General features: G+C 65.1%; 12 protein-coding genes and 1 pseudogene. 10 read left to right on the forward strand and 3 right to left on the reverse strand.

The window, feature by feature from the left end; translation table 11 throughout:
* The first annotated feature begins 313 nt into the window (after positions 1-313).
* Both GA0071312_RS20495 and GA0071312_RS10670 read left to right on the forward strand, forming a co-directional pair.
* Complete coding sequence (locus GA0071312_RS20495; protein WP_083204502.1) at positions 314-2,401, forward strand: TadE/TadG family type IV pilus assembly protein; 2,088 nt, start codon at positions 314-316, stop codon at positions 2,399-2,401.
* A gap of 74 nt (positions 2,402-2,475) precedes the next feature.
* The gene (locus GA0071312_RS10670) at positions 2,476-3,210 is read left to right on the forward strand and encodes a DUF6065 family protein (protein ID WP_074444951.1); all 735 of its coding nucleotides are present in this window, start codon (positions 2,476-2,478) and stop codon (positions 3,208-3,210) included.
* A 105-nt stretch (positions 3,211-3,315) separates the two neighbouring features.
* Here the strand turns inward: GA0071312_RS10670 and GA0071312_RS10675 are convergent, their stop codons facing one another.
* Together GA0071312_RS10675 and GA0071312_RS10680 are read right to left on the reverse strand one after the other, a co-directional pair.
* Positions 3,316-4,470 carry a PQQ-dependent sugar dehydrogenase gene (locus GA0071312_RS10675; protein WP_083204503.1) on the reverse strand — a complete coding sequence of 385 codons (1,155 nt, stop codon included), beginning with the start codon at positions 4,468-4,470 and terminating at the stop codon, positions 3,316-3,318.
* Between the two features lie 275 nt (positions 4,471-4,745).
* Positions 4,746-5,201: a DsrE family protein gene (locus GA0071312_RS10680; RefSeq protein ID WP_238947184.1), complete on the reverse strand. Its 456-nt coding sequence runs from the start codon at positions 5,199-5,201 to the stop codon at positions 4,746-4,748.
* A 210-nt stretch (positions 5,202-5,411) separates the two neighbouring features.
* Between GA0071312_RS10680 and GA0071312_RS10685 the strand changes: the two genes are divergently transcribed.
* Entirely contained in the window at positions 5,412-5,987 is a 576-nt protein-coding gene (locus tag GA0071312_RS10685; protein ID WP_165604009.1) for a PRC-barrel domain-containing protein, read from the forward strand.
* 19 nt (positions 5,988-6,006) lie between these two features.
* Here GA0071312_RS10685 and murJ read toward each other — a convergent pair.
* Positions 6,007-7,591, reverse strand: a pseudogene (gene murJ / locus GA0071312_RS10690) (murein biosynthesis integral membrane protein MurJ).
* 145 nt (positions 7,592-7,736) lie between these two features.
* On the opposite strand from murJ, the gene GA0071312_RS10695 reads away from it, so the two are divergent.
* From GA0071312_RS10695 to GA0071312_RS10725, 7 genes are all read left to right on the forward strand, one after another.
* Positions 7,737-8,216, forward strand: coding sequence for a DUF2948 family protein (locus tag GA0071312_RS10695; protein ID WP_074444954.1), 480 nt, complete (start codon positions 7,737-7,739; stop codon positions 8,214-8,216).
* Entirely contained in the window at positions 8,216-9,508 is a 1,293-nt protein-coding gene (hisD, locus tag GA0071312_RS10700; protein WP_074444955.1) for a histidinol dehydrogenase, read from the forward strand. Before GA0071312_RS10695 ends, hisD begins: the two co-directional genes overlap by 1 nt.
* A gap of 10 nt (positions 9,509-9,518) precedes the next feature.
* Entirely contained in the window at positions 9,519-10,025 is a 507-nt protein-coding gene (locus GA0071312_RS10705; protein WP_074444956.1) for a UPF0262 family protein, read from the forward strand.
* A 5-nt stretch (positions 10,026-10,030) separates the two neighbouring features.
* Positions 10,031-10,507 (forward strand): arsenate-mycothiol transferase ArsC, encoded by a 477-nt coding sequence (locus GA0071312_RS10710; protein WP_275262067.1) that lies wholly within the window; start codon positions 10,031-10,033, stop codon positions 10,505-10,507.
* Positions 10,508-10,629: 122 nt separating this feature from the next.
* Positions 10,630-11,193: an SRPBCC family protein gene (locus GA0071312_RS10715; protein ID WP_083204504.1), complete on the forward strand. Its 564-nt coding sequence runs from the start codon at positions 10,630-10,632 to the stop codon at positions 11,191-11,193.
* The gene (locus tag GA0071312_RS10720) at positions 11,190-11,882 is read left to right on the forward strand and encodes a nitroreductase (RefSeq protein ID WP_074444957.1); all 693 of its coding nucleotides are present in this window, start codon (positions 11,190-11,192) and stop codon (positions 11,880-11,882) included. Before GA0071312_RS10715 ends, GA0071312_RS10720 begins: the two co-directional genes overlap by 4 nt.
* A 28-nt stretch (positions 11,883-11,910) precedes the next feature.
* A complete protein-coding gene (locus GA0071312_RS10725) occupies positions 11,911-13,008 on the forward strand; it encodes a zinc-binding metallopeptidase family protein (protein WP_074444958.1) in 1,098 nt (365 codons plus the stop codon).
* Positions 13,009-13,017: the final 9 nt, after the last annotated feature.

The following is a 13,017-nucleotide window of genomic DNA, read 5'->3' on the forward strand; positions in this document are numbered from 1 at the left end:
CGATATTTTGCCGACTGAACGCGCCGGTCCGGGCCTTAGCATCATCCGAACCGGAAATCATGTGCGAATTGCCGGCGCCCAGCTCCTGCAAAGCGTGGCGAGTAATTCATTTGGCAATTTAAAATTGTTTCGGCTGAGTTGCTATTAATTTTCTGTAATCCCAAATTTACACAAATCCTGAATCGGGAAAGTAATTATTTTAAATTTGTACATTACCAAGAGGAAGTGTCGTTGCGCTGCTTGCGATCGACCCATTTGCAAATCCGGTACGAATGAAGACCGGCGAACCGGTCTCACTGCTCGTGAGGTAACCATGGATCAGTTGCGTAAAGCGCGTCGCGCGAATGTGGCGCACGGCACGGCTTCCGTCCGCCGATTGGCGGGCCGGGCCGCAGCCTTCCTCGAGCGGGTTTCGCCCACAATCCTCCGCAACGCCTTGCGAGACCGGAGCGGCAATGTCGCCATCGTCTTCGCACTCGCGACGGTCCCGCTCGTCGGGATAGCCGGTGCGGCCGTCGATTACGGACGTTCGACCGGTGCCAGGGTCGAAGCGCAGCGCCTCGTCGATGCCGCCGCGCTCGCGGCGGCCCAGCGCATGTCCGACCCGAACGTGACCCAGGATGAAATCCGGGCCGATCTGGAAGGCTACATCATGGAGCGCCTGCCGCGCATGGTGGACTTCGCACAGGTGAATATCGTCTTCATGCAGGAACGCCGTGGAGCGCGTATCGAGATGGACTACGCCCTGCCCACGACACTGACGCGCGTGCTGGGCAAGGAGACCATGAGCGGCTCCATCGTCGCCGAGGCCATGGCGGCAGTGGATTCGGCTGAAATCGCCGTGGCGCTGGACGTGACCGGCTCGATGCGCACGCATGTCCCCGCCATGCGTGAGGCCACGCGAGGCCTCATCGACGAACTCAAGCCGGCGGGGCGCAATACCGACAATGTCCGCGTCTCGCTCGTTCCTTACGTTACGACAGTGAATGTTTCCGGTCACCCTGATCACATGCGCTGGATGGATGTGTCCGGCCAGGCGCGGCATCACGGGGAGAATTTCGCGGGCGTGGGGATACGTGACAATCGCTGTTATTCGCCGCCGCCCCCGCCACCGCCCCCCCCGCCACCGCCGCCATCCCCGCCACCGCCGCCCCCACCTCCCGGGCCTCCGCCGCCCCCGCCGCCGCCATCGCCACCACCACCACCGCCGCCACCGCCGGGGCCTCCGCCGCCTCCGCCGCCTCCACCACCGCCGCCGCATCCGGATCTGGGACAGCGTGCACCGGTGATGGATGACGGGCCGGTCTTCGCCATGGCGCCGCCGGCGCCTCCCGCACCCTCCGGAGCAGAGACTGCTGTTGCGACGGACGGGGCCGACGAGGGCAGCGGCTTCGCCGGTTTCCTCGCCGAGATGTTCGGTGCAGGCGAAGCGCAGGCCGCCGGTTCCTGGCCTTACGGTACGTTGACGAACGCAACCCCGGTCGATTGCGACCGCCGTGTGCCGCGTGCCAACCATTTCCATCTGTTCAACGCGATGGATGTGCCGTGGAAGGGCTGTGTCGAAAGCCGGCCCTATCCGCTTGATGTCGGTGATGAGGCGCCGAACGGGTCGGATCTTGACAGTTATTTCGTGCCGTATTTCTGGCCGGATGAGCATGACCACAATGGCAGCATCCGGAACAACTATCTTCCCGATCATGCCGGTGGCGTTCCCGGTTGGGTCGGTAATCGCTGGAACGTGCATGTGCGCCGCGCCTGGATCTGGAAATACAATTCCGGCGTGACACCCGACCAGTCACCCATCTCCAGCCGGCCCTACATGGTCGCGAAGCGGGGCCCCAACCTCGCCTGCCCGGATCCGATCGTGCCCTTGACGGGGAACCGGGGCACGCTGATCAATGCGGCGGAGAGCTTCATGTCCTATGGCTTGTCGGGCACCAATATCGCCACCGGCCTCGTCTGGGCCTGGCGCATGCTGTCCCCGGATTTCGTGCCGGAGGCGCGGCCCTATGCGCCGGGGCATCGCAAGATCGTGATCCTGATGACGGATGGCTTCAACGATTTCGTTCCGCAGAACAACCACTGGAACCGCTCGGATTACGCGGGTACCGGATATGTCGCGCGCCAGCGTTTCGGCACCCGCAACCGCAACCAGATCATGAATACGCTCGACCAGCGTACCGCCGAGGTCTGCGAGCGGATCAAGGGGCGCGATATCGAACTCTACACGGTGCTGTTCGATCCGCAGGGTTATACCGACGCATCCAATGTCGAAGCCTTGCTGGAGCAATGCGCGACGACGCCGAACCGGCACGTCTACCGGGCCGATTCACAACAGGCCCTCGTCGATGCGTTCCGTCATATCGGCAACCAGATCAACGCCTTGCGGATTTCCCGCTGAGGCCGGACAATGCCTGCAGCAGCGGGGCGCGGGGGAACTGCGCCCCGCCAGCGGTCCATGAAACGGAGTGCACGGTGAAGCTCGAGGCCTTCCTCATCGACGGACATCAGCTGGAGATGCGCCCGGCGCCTGTCGAGCGGCAATGGATGGACGCGACGCATGCGCGTTTCGCCTATCGCTGCCTGCCGCTCGCCATTGCCAATGCGCATGGCTGGGAGTTGCTGTGTCCGCACGAGACGCATGCGGTCTGGGACGGGGGAGAGGGGCTCGACGCGATCCGTGTCACGGGCACGCCCGGGCAGCTGCCAGCGGCGATCTCGCATTTCGGGCACGGCGTTCTCACCTTCCATGTGCCGGTGATCTTCCGCACCGAACCGGGCTGGGATCTGATGGTGAGCGGGCCGATCAATGCCCCGAAGGACGCGATCGCGCCGCTCTCGGGCGTCGTCGAAACCGATTGGGCGCCGTTCAGCTTCACCATGAACTGGCGCTTTACCCGCAGCGCCCAGCGCGTCGTTTTCGCTGCCGGCGAGCCGTTCTGTCATATCTATCCGGTGCAGCGGGGCGTTCTGGAAGAGGTAACGCCGACAATTCTGCCGCTCTCGGCAGATCCCGATCTCGCGCGGCGCCATCGCGAATGGTCGCAGAGCCGGGATGCCTTCAACCGCGATCTCAACCGCCCTGACAGCGATGCCACGAAGGCCGGCTGGCAGAAGCTCTATCATCGCGGGCAGGATGCCACGGGTGAACGGCTCGGCGCCCAGGGGCACCGAACCCGTCTGCGGCTGCGTCCCTTCGCGAAGGAATGAGCGGCGCGCATCAACTGCGCGGGATTCATGCGACCATTGTCTGCAAAACGCCGCCCCGTTCCGTTTCCCCGGGCCGGTTCCCCGGGGAAATCCCGGCGGCTTGCCTCATTCTGGCCGCAGCCGCGCCAGGGGGGCACTGGAACCATCCACGATGACGTAAAGATAGCCGTCATCCGGGCCGACCGCGACGTCGCGGATGCGCCATTCCTGATCTTCCAGCAGGCGCCCGGTCTGCTCGACAGCGTGTCCATCGACGCTGAAGCGTCCGAGATAGCGATGCGCGAGGTTCCCCATGAACATGTCGCCTTCCCAATCGGGAAAGGCGTCACCGAAATAGAAGGCCAGACCGGAGGGCGGGAAGCCCTCGGGGTGGTCGGGTTCCCACCAGTAGACCGGTTCGATGGTGCCCGTAACTTCCGGCGGCGTCGGCGCGAAGCGCTCCCCTGTTTGATAGCTCACCGCCCAGGTCGCGATCGGCCAGCCGAAATTCCCGCCGCCTTCGATCACGTTGATCTCGTCGCCGTTGTTCTCGCCGTGTTCGTTCTCCCACAATTCACCCGTCTGCGGATGGAAGGCGAGCCCCTGCGGATTGCGGTGGCCGTAGGACCAGATCGCGTCATCGGCCTCAGGGTCGTCGACGAAGGGGTTGTCGGAGGGGATCGACCCGTCCGCGTTGAGGCGCAGGATCGAGCCGAGGCCGGTGCTGCGGTCCTGCGCGTAATGCTGCGGACCGAAATCCTTCGAATTGCGGTCACCGACGGTCACGAACAGATGGCCGTCATCGTCGAAGGCGAGCCGCGAGCCGTAATGGGCATTGCTGTTGACGAACGGTTCGACCACGTGAAGCACCTCGACATCATCAAGGGCGCGTTCTTCGGCGTCAAAGCGCGCGCGTCCGACATAGGTGGTCGAGCGACCGCGCGCGTCGGACCCTGAGAAACTCATGTAAAGCCACGGCTCCTCCGGATAATCCGGATGCAGGGCGAGGTCGAGCAGCCCGCCCTGGCCTTCGGCATGAACCTCTGGCACGCCGGAAACCGCGTGCATTTCGCCGCTGTCGCGGTCAATCAGCTGGATGCGACCGGGACGCTCCGAGACCAGCATCATACGGCTATCGGGCAGGAAGACCATCGACCACGGATTGGCCAGCTCCTCGACCACGGTCTCCACGGTGTAATCCGCCTGCGCGGTGGCGGGCAGGATGACAGTGCCGGCGATTCCGCCGGCGAGGATCAGTGAAAGCGTGCTCGCCTTCGCCATCGCGCCGCGAAACGCTCCTCGCGATTCTGCTCGCAGCGCGAGGGGGCGATGTCGGGAATGCGGCTTTTGCGGCCTTGCCTGCATGAGTCACTCCTTTCGTGAAATGGCGTGACGATAAACGACAGCGGTGACGACAGTTCCATGCAGCGATGCGCAGTCGCGATTTCCAGTATGCAAGTTCAGCTGCGCGGCTCGTCTTGGCCCGGGATGAACGCGCGCAGGGCCGCACGGGCCCGGCGAAAGGCCGGACCCGTGCGACGCATTCGTCCAGGCGATCAGAAACTCATGATCCGGGCATTGGGCGCAACGAGGCGGCGGCCCATCTCGGCGGGGTCTGCCGCCGTGACGCCATCGATCAGCGCATCCGGGCCGACGCCCTTGTTGGGCAGATAGATGGCGCAGACTTCGACCTGTGTTCCGGTCTCGTCCATGATCGTGCGCATCAGCCCCTGCGGGCTCATGCCGCGCGGCTCCTGCGGCGCGGTGGCGGATTCGGGTGCTTCCTGCAGCGCCATGTCGGCGGCGGGGCCGCAAAGCAGGATGTGCGCTGAAGCGCCGGCCTGGATCGACTGCAGGGTCAGAACCATCGACATCAATTGTGTCTGGGCATCGGGTGCCGTGAGGATCGTGACGAGATCGACATCTTCTTCGGCCATGGCGGGGGCCGATACGGCGAGAGCGGAGACGGACATGGCGGCTGCGACGGCCATGGCTGCGAATGTCTTCTTCATGGCTTTCTCCTTTGCGGGTTTCATCATCGGAAGCTGGTTTTCCCATTCCTCACATTAGCGAGTGATGGGATTCTGAACTAACCCGTTCGCCCCGTCTTTGATCCGTGTCATCTGCGCGCAGGCGACTGTTTGCTGCGCAACCTGATGGAACACCATGCTGCCCGGCGGCGTTCTTCGCGTCCGGGCGTGCAGGCGAAGGAGGGCATGGTCATGCGGTTTTCACCCCACACCAATGTGAACCGATACAGCCGCCTGGCGCCGCTGCTCGCCGGGATCGGCGCCCTTGTGGCCGTCGTGATGGCCTCTCCGCTCGTTGCGCAGACATCCTCCTCTGCTGCCGAAACGGCGCCGGCCGATCTTCAGATGCAGGGCGATTTCATCGTGGCGCAGACGCCGGGACATGTGCTCGCCAAAAACCTGATCGGGGCCGATGTCGTGAGCGCCGACGGCGATACGATCGGGCCGGTCGCCGATATCATCATCGACCAGAATCGCCAGCTCGTCGGAATCACGGTCTCCGTCGGCGGTCTTCTCGGGATCCGGAAGCGCGAAATAGGCATACCCGTCTCGGCCATGGCCACTGCGCGGGATGTCGAGGGGACCGGCTCCGCCGACGCGCGCGACGATTCGTTCAATGACCCCGTCTCCGACGTGATCCTCACCCTCGATTCCGAAGCGATCGCGCAGGCACCCGAATTCGCGCGGCTCGAGGATATTCCGGGCCTCGGTGGCGGCACGGCGGTGTCACCGGACGGGACACCGAGCGAAGAGCGGCAGAGCGACTGACGGCAACAGGCCAGTCGCGTCAATCGGTACTCTGGATATCCTGGCCCTGCGCTTCGACGCGGTCGGGATTTCTGCGCAAGGGGCGCAGCGCAATGCCGGTTACGCGCAGGCCGGCCAGCAGCACGATGCCGTAGACCAGCCCGCCGCTTACGGCGAGGATCGCAAGGCTGGCCTCGGCGGCCAAAGCCTCAAAATGACGCTCGGCAAAGGTGAGGGCGGGCGCTTGCAGGCCGGCGACGAGAAGAGCCAGCATCAGGCAGCCGGCGAGCGCGATCATCAAGCTCTTGCCCAGAAGCGCGTTCGGTGCGCTCCAGGCGCGGCGCTGCGCGATGACGAGCAGCAGGCCGAGATTGACCCAGGCACCGATCGCGGTGGCGAGTGCGAGGCCAACGACACCGAACGGGCCCGTCAGCACGATCTTGAAGGCGATGTTCACCGCGACCGCCGTGAGCGAGATTTTCAGGGGCGTCACCGTGTCGGAGCGCGCATAGAAGCTCGACAAGGCCGAGCGCATCAGCACCACGGCGGGCAGGGCGAGCGCATAGGCGGCGAGGATCGCACCGGAGGCCGCCGCGTCCTGTGCGGTGAAGGCGCCGCGTCCGAACAGGGCCAGCATGATCAGATCGGGAATCATCACGAAGGCCACGGTGCATGGCAGGGCAAGCGCGAGGATGATCGCCGCCGCCTGATTCTGCGAGCGATGCGCGCCGACGATATCACCCTCGGCGATACGCCGGCTCATCTCGGGGAGCAGCACGGTGCCCGCCGCGATGCCGATCACACCGACGGGGAGCTGATAGAGGCGATCAGCATAATACAGGGCCGAGACGGCGCCGACGGGCATCAGCGAGGCGATGATGGTATCGGCAAACATCGCGATCTGCACGCCGGCGGAACCGATCACGGCGGGGCCGAAAGTCTTGAAGAAATGCTTCACCGCCTTGTCCGGGCGCGGAATCGCGAGGCGCGGGGCAAGCCCGGCGCGGCGTGCCGCCTCCCAGACGAGCAGCAATTCGAGCACCCCCGCCAGCGCCACGCCCCAGGCCGCCGCATGGCCGGCCGTCGGGAAGAGAAAGGCGAGGGCCAGTGCCGCGATCAGCGAGGCATTGAGCAGGATCGGCGCCGCAGCGGCTGCGGCGAAACGGTCATGCGCGTTCAGAAGGGCCGAGAGCATCGTCACCAGCGTGACGAAGAGCAGATAGGGAAACGTGATGCGCGTCAGCGTCACGGTAAGATCGAAGCGCTGATCATCGCCCACCACGCCCGGCGCGAGGGCCGAGACGAGCCAGGGCATGAAGGCCAGCGCCAGCACGAGCATGCCGATCTGGATGGCCAGAAGCAGCGTCCAGATCCGACTTGCGAAGAGATGGCCTGCCTCGGTGCCGTTTTTTTTCGCGGGTCTGGGCGTAGGTGGGGATGAAGGCGGCGTTGAAGGCGCCTTCGCCGAAGATCGTGCGGAAATGGTTGGGCAGGCGCAGCGCGATGACGAAGGCATCGGCGACCGGTCCGACGCCCATGATTCCCGCCATGACGACGTCGCGCGCGAAACCCGTGATCCGCGAGACCATCGTCCAGCTGCCGACCGAAGCGATCTTTCTGAGCATCTCGCGAATCCGTCACAGGCGGCGCATCCATCGCCGCCGATCAGCGTTGTTTTGCGCATGCCGGGGCATGATGGCAAGGCCTCATGCTTGCAAGGGGGTGCGGGTGCGGTTACGAAAACCTGTGCGCGACAAGGATCGGCAAGCCATGGACGATCAGCAGCAGAACGAAAACCCGGCGGCAAATGTCAGCGACCCGCTGAAGCTGCTCGCTCTCGACAGCGACGACCTCGCGGTGATCTCCGCGCATCTGCAGCATGGGCAGCTGCGCGTGTCGGATCTGGCCTATCTGCGAAGCGAGCGACGTTTCGCCTTGTGCCTCGGGCGCTACGAGTGGGAGCATGCCCCGGAAGCGCCGCGCCGCCGCAGGCTCACCGGCCTGCATTTCGAACGCGTCCTCGCCGCGCAGATGCGCAATCTTGACCCGCGCATCCGCGAGACGGCGCTGGAACTCATCGCCATCGGCTTCGAGCCGGGCGACGCCCCATCGGGCGCCATCATCCTCTTCTTCGCCGATGATCGCGCCCTGCGGCTCGAAGTCGAGTGCATCGAGGCGCAGATGCGTGATATGGGCCCCGTCTGGGAGGCGGATCCGCCGCCGCCGATCGAAACTGAGGAAAACGAGTAATGCCGTTTCGGCTCGATGCGCGCCAGGAAGATTTCGATGCGGCATTCGCCGCCTTCCTCGGCACCAAGCGTGAAATCTCCGAGGAAGTCGACGATACCGTCCGTACCATCATTTCGGATGTGGTGGCGCGCGGCGATGCGGCTGTGATCGATTATACGCGCCGCTTCGACCGGCTCGATCTCACCCCGCAATCCCTGCGGGTCAGCGACGCGGAAATCGACAAGGCGCGCTCGGCCTGCGATGCGCAGACGCTGGAGGCGCTGGAACTGGCGCATCAGCGCATCGTGCGTTTCCACGAGACCCAAAGACCCGCCGATCAGCGCATGACCGATGATCTCGGCGTCACCATGGGCTGGCGCTGGACGCCGATTGAGGCGGTGGGGCTGTACGTGCCCGGCGGCACGGCGAGCTATCCCTCCTCCGTCCTGATGAACGCCGCGCCGGCGCGGGTGGCGGGGGTCGAGCGCATCGTCATGGTCTCGCCGACGCCGGACGGCGTGATCAATCCGCTCGTCCTCGTCGCGGCGCAGATTGCGGGCGTCGACGAGATCTACCGGATCGGCGGCGCCCAGGCCGTGGCGGCGCTCGCCTACGGGACGCAGACGATCGCCCCGGTGGCCAAGATCGTCGGGCCGGGCAATGCCTATGTCGCTGCCGCCAAGCGCCGGGTCTTCGGCCAGGTCGGGATCGACATGATCGCCGGCCCCTCGGAAGTGCTGATCATGGCCGACGAAACCGCCAATCCGGACTGGGTCGCGATCGACCTCCTCGCCCAGGCCGAGCACGACACCGCCGCGCAATCCATCCTCGTCACCGACGATACAGCCCTCGCCGATGCGGTCTGCAATGCGGTGGAGCGCCATCTCGCCACCATGAAGCGGGCGGAAATCGCGCGGGCGAGCTGGAACGATTACGGCGCGGTGATCCTCGTGCCCGATCTCGCCGGCGCGCTGGCGCTGGTCAACCGGATCGCACCCGAGCATCTCGAGATCGAGACCCGCGATCCCGAGGCGCTGGTGCCCGGCGTGCGCAATGCCGGTTCGATCTTTCTCGGCGCGCATACGCCGGAGGCGATCGGCGATTATGTGGGCGGCCCCAACCATGTCCTGCCGACGGCCCGCTCGGCGCGATTCTCCTCCGGCCTCGGCGTGCTCGATTTCATGAAGCGCTCCTCGATCCTGCACTGCACCCCCGGCGCCCTGCGCGCGCTCGGCCCGGCCGCCATTGCGCTCGGCGAATCGGAGGGGCTGGAAGGGCATGCGCGTTCGGTTGCGGTCAGGCTCAATCTGTGAGGATCATGGCATGAGCGGCGACGGGGGCAGCGAGCAGACGGAGTTCCGCGAGAGCGACCGCCTCGTCGCCCTGACCCTCGACGAGCAATCGATCGGGCGCGGCAGCCCCGACCAGGAACACGAGCGCGCGGTCGCGATCTACGACATCCTCGAATCGAACCATTTCCGCATTCCCGAAACCGATGCGGGGCCGTACTGGCTCAAGCTCGGAATCGTCGAGCGCCGCCTCTCCTTCGAGATCATGACGCAGGACGGCGCGCCGGTGATGACGCATCTGCTTTCGCTGACACCGTTCAGGCGAATCATCCGCGATTACGGCATCGTCTGCGACAACTACTACAACGCCATCCGCACCGCCTCCGCTGCCCAGATCGAGGCGATCGACATGGGGCGGCGCGGCCTCCACAACGAGGCGGCAGATCTGCTGGCGCAGCGCCTCGAAGGCAAGGTGAGCGTCGATTTCGATACGGCGCGGCGGATTTTCACGCTGATCTTCGCCCTGCACTGGAAAGGCTGAGCGCCGTGAGCGCCGCCGACGACAAAACCCGGGTACAATCCGCCAAAGTGCAGTCCGTGCTCTTCGTCTGTGGCTACAATGCGATTCGCTCGCCCATGGCGGAGGGTCTGGCGCGGCATTATTTCGGCAAATCCGCCTATATCCAGTCCGCCGGTGTGCGCAAGGGCGAGCCGGACGGCTTCATGAGCGCGGTGATGGAGGAAATCGGCATCGATGCGAGCCGCCACAAGGCCCGTACCCTCGACGAGCTGGAGGAATGGGAGGGGCTGAATTTTGATCTGATCATCACCCTCACGCCGGAAGCCCACCACGCCGCTCTGGAACTCACCCGCACCATTGCGGCGGATGTCGAATACTGGCCGACGCCAGACCCCTCGCTCGAACAGGGTTCGCGGGAGCAGCGACTCGACGCCTATCGGAACGTCCGCGACGGGCTCTCGCAGCGTATCCGTGACACGCTCAAGGACAGGCTCGGCTCCTGAGCCACCCGTGAGAATGCGCCCATCCCGGCTGCCGCAACGGCGATGCCACGGGCGGGCTATGATCGCCGCCATGATCGGCTATGCTGGTGGCAACGCTGAAGCAATCAAGGGGAGAACAGCCCATGGACATGTCCGACACGCGCACCATCGCCGCTCCGCGCGAAGTGGTCTGGGCCGCATTGAACGATCCCGAGGTGCTCAAGGCCTCGATCCCTGGCTGCGAGGAGATCGAGAAGCATTCCGATACCGAGATGGCGGCCAAGGTGACGCTCAAGATCGGCCCGGTGAAGGCCTCGTTCAAAGGCCAGGTGACGCTCTCCGACATCGATCCGCCGAAAGGTTACACGATCAGCGGCGAGGGCACCGGCGGCGCGGCGGGCCATGCCAAGGGCTCGGCTGCGGTGCGGCTCGAGGAAGAGGGCGAGAACACGATCCTGCATTACGACGTCAAGGCGCAGGTCGGCGGCAAGATCGCCCAGCTCGGCGGGCGCCTGATCGATTCCACCGCCAAGAAACTCGCCGGCCAGTTTTTCGACAATTTCTCCAGCATTGTCGCCCCGCCACCTGAAGGCGAGGAGACGGAGGAAGCCGCCGACGGCAACAAGAAAGGCTGGTTCGGCAAGATGTTCGGCAAGAAGGGCGAGAAGGCTGAAAAAGACGTTGCCGAGGACGGTTCGCAGCCGTGAGCGCAACGCATCTGGATGTGCGCGAGGCGATCGCCGGACGCCGCTCGGTGCGCGCCTTCAGGCCGGACCCGGTGCCGCGTGAGAGGGTCGCGGAAATCCTCGCCATCGCTTCGCGCGCGCCGTCGGGGACGAACATGCAGCCCTGGCGCGTGCATGTGCTGGCCGGGGCCGCGAAGGAGGCGCTGTCGCGCGCGGTGCGTGCCGCCCATGATGCCGGCCCGGCGGGCGGGGCGGAATATCGCTATTATCCGGAGACGTTCTTCGAGCCCTATCTTTCGCGCCGTCGCAAGGTGGGCTGGGACATGTACGGCCTGATCGGCATCGAAAAGGGCGATCACGCGGCGATGCACGCCCAGCACGGCCGCAATTACGTCTTCTTTGACGCGCCTGTGGGCATGATATTCACCATCGACCGGCGCCTCGAAATCGGCTCCTGGCTGGATTACGGGATGTTCCTGCAAAATGTCTCGCTGGCCGCGCGCGGCTTCGGACTGGAAACCTGCCCGCAAGCGGCCTTCGCGCCGCATCAGGGCGTGGTGCGCGAGGCATTGAACCTGGACGAGAGCGAAGTCGTTGTCTGCGGCATGGCGCTCGGCTACGAGGATCGCGATGCGCCGATCAACGCGCTTCAAACGCAGCGCGCGGCTGTTGAGGAGTTTGCCGATTTCTCCGGCTTCGATGGCGCGTAGCAGCCGGCGCAGCAACGGATAGGGTTTCATGAAACTGTTTTCCTGCGGCGTGTGCGGCTCCACCGTGCATTTCGATTCGATCCGTTGCGAGGCCTGCGGCACGGGGCTGGGCCTTGCACCGGATATCTGTGATATCGCCATGCTTCGTGATGCTTGCGGCATGGCCGAGGATCGCCATGGCGGGCGCTGGCGGCTTTGTGCGCACAACACTCCCGATGCAGGCTGCAACTGGCTGGTGGCCGAGGCGGATGACGACCCGTGGTGCCTCTCATGCCGGCTGAACCGCGTCATCCCCAATCTCGCCAATCCGGATCATCGCCGGCTGTGGAAGCGGCTGGAGGCGGAAAAGCGCCGCTTCGTCTATTCGGCTTTGCGATTCAACCTCCCGATCACACCGCAATCGCGTGATCTGCGGGGCCTCGCCTTCGATTTCCTCGCCGACGGGCCGGGCTTTTCGGAGCGGGTCCTGACCGGCCATGCGGGTGGTGTCATCACCATCAACATCGCCGAGGCCGACCCCGTCGAACGCGAACGCATGCGCCAGGAGATGGACGAGCCCTACCGCACCATTCTCGGCCATTTCCGCCACGAATCGGGCCATTACTACTGGGACCGGCTGGTGCGGGACACGGACCTGCTGGAGCCGTATCGCGTCCTGTTCGGCGACGAGCGCGTCGGTTACGGCGCCGCGCTGCAGGCGCATTACGAGAACGGCCCGCCGGTGGATTGGGGCGAACGCTTCATCAGCACCTACGCGACCTGCCACCCCTGGGAGGACTGGGCCGAGAGCTGGAGTCATTACTTCCACATGGTCGATACGCTGGAGACCGCCTTCGCCTACGGCATGCGCCTCACGCCGCGCACCGGGCTGACGGGGGCGTTGAGCGTCGATGCCGGCCTCGACCCCTATGAGACGCGCAATTTCGATGCGCTGATGGCGCAATGGATGCCGCTGACCCTCGCCCTGAATTCGCTCTCGCGCAGCATGGGCCACGCCCATGCCTATCCCTTCGCGCTGGCGAGTCCGGTCATCGACAAACTGCGCTTCGTCCACCATGTGATTCACGGCGGCGTGTTTGCGGATGGCCGGTCCAGGCCGAGCCCGGAGATCGCGTCATCCTTTTGATGAAGGAGC

It is taken from the genome of Saliniramus fredricksonii (assembly GCF_900094735.1).
Classification (GTDB): domain Bacteria; phylum Pseudomonadota; class Alphaproteobacteria; order Rhizobiales; family Beijerinckiaceae; genus Saliniramus; species Saliniramus fredricksonii.